The 1,193-nt window shown below is 66.1% G+C and carries 1 protein-coding gene; it reads left to right on the top strand.

The window, feature by feature from the left end; all coding sequences use genetic code 11:
* The first annotated feature begins 2 nt into the window (after positions 1–2).
* Positions 3–1,193 (top strand): elongation factor Tu, encoded by a 1,191-nt coding sequence (tuf, locus tag VF202_15935; protein ID HEX7041608.1) that lies wholly within the window; start codon positions 3–5, stop codon positions 1,191–1,193.

The raw sequence follows: 1,193 nt of genomic DNA, 5'->3' as shown, positions 1-1,193 counted from the left end.
CAATGACGAAGGCGAAGTTTGAGCGGACCAAGCCGCACTGCAACATTGGGACGATTGGGCACGTGGACCACGGGAAGACGTCGCTGACGGCGGCGATCACGAAGGTTCTGGCGGAGCAGGGCAAGGCGCAGTTCATGGCGTACGACCAGATCGACAAGGCGCCGGAGGAGAAGGCCCGCGGGATCACGATCAACACGGCGCATGTCGAGTACGAGACGGAGAAGCGGCACTACGCGCATGTCGACTGCCCGGGGCACGCCGACTACGTGAAGAACATGATCACGGGTGCGGCGCAGATGGACGGGGCGATTCTGGTGGTGTCGGCGGCGGACGGGCCGATGCCGCAGACGCGCGAGCACATTCTGCTGGCGCGGCAGGTGGGTGTGCCGGCGCTGGTGGTGTTTTTGAACAAGTGCGACATGGTCGAGGACCCGGAGCTGCTGGACCTGGTCGAGCTGGAGGTGCGGGAGCTGTTGAACAAGTACGAGTTCCCGGGGGACAAGATCCCGATCATCCGGGGCTCGGCGCTGATGGCGCTGGAGGGCAAGAACCCCGAGCTGGGCAAGGATGCGGTGCTGAAGCTGATGCAGGCGGTGGACGAGACGATTCCGCAGCCGGCGCGGCCGAAGGACAAGCCGTTCCTGATGCCGATCGAGGACGTGTTCACGATTTCGGGCCGCGGCACGGTGGTGACGGGCCGGGTCGAGCGCGGGGTGATCAAGGTCAACGACGAGGTCGAGATTGTCGGCCTGCGGCCGACGACGAAGACGGTGGTGACCGGGGTGGAGATGTTCCGCAAGCTGCTGGATTCGGGCGAGGCGGGGGACAACATCGGGGCGCTGCTGCGCGGCACCAAGCGCGAGGAGGTGGAGCGCGGGCAGGTGCTGGCCGCACCCGGTTCGATCACGCCGCACACCAAGTTCAAGGCCGAGGCCTATATTCTGACCAAGGAGGAGGGCGGGCGGCACACGCCGTTCTTCACCAACTATCGCCCGCAGTTCTACTTCCGCACCACCGACGTGACCGGGCAGGTGGTGCTGCCGCAGGGCACCGAGATGGTGATGCCGGGCGACAACGTGACGATGGAGGTGCACCTGATCGCCCCCATCGCCATGGACGAGGGCCTGCGCTTCGCCATCCGCGAGGGCGGCCGCACCGTCGGCGCCGGCGTCGTCGCCAAAATCATCGAGTAG

The sequence above is a fragment of the Trueperaceae bacterium genome (assembly GCA_036381035.1).
Classification (GTDB): Bacteria; Deinococcota; Deinococci; order Deinococcales; family Trueperaceae; genus DASRWD01.
This window is presented reverse-complemented; position numbering and strand designations above follow the sequence as displayed.

Bases quoted from the DNA above. Each gene is read 5' to 3' on its own strand.
- tuf (HEX7041608.1), top strand. From the start codon at position 3: ATGACGAAGGCGAAGTTTGAGCGGACCAAGCCGCACTGCAACATTGGG.